1 protein-coding gene is annotated in these 279 nt (G+C 69.2%); it reads left to right on the top strand.

The genetic code is table 11. The annotated features are described in order from the left end of the window. Positions 1-279, top strand: a 279-nt coding sequence (locus SB772_RS40230) for a TOTE conflict system archaeo-eukaryotic primase domain-containing protein (RefSeq protein WP_410838547.1), incomplete at both ends; no start/stop codon positions are given.

Here is a 279-nt window from a genome sequence, read left to right as displayed (position 1 = left end):
CCGATCGGCTCGCGCATCACGTGAACGGCGGGCCGGCCTACGGCGTGTATCCGATGCAGCCGGGCAGCGACGTCACGCTGGTGGGGCTGCTCGATCTCGACTCGCACAAGGGCGAGACGCCGTGGCACGAAATGCAGGACACCGCCGTGCGCATCCTCACCGCCGCGTCGGCAGTCGGCCTGCAGGGCATTCCGTTCCGCTCATCCGGGGGCGCCGGGATCCACATCTACTTCCTTTGGGACGAACCGCAGGACGCGCACAGCGTGCGCCAGGCGTTGC

The organism is Paraburkholderia sp. SIMBA_030, assembly GCF_046535245.1.
Taxonomy (GTDB): Bacteria; Pseudomonadota; Gammaproteobacteria; order Burkholderiales; family Burkholderiaceae; genus Paraburkholderia.
The sequence above is the reverse complement of the archived record's forward strand: the minus strand, read 5'-3'. Positions and strand labels throughout refer to the sequence as shown.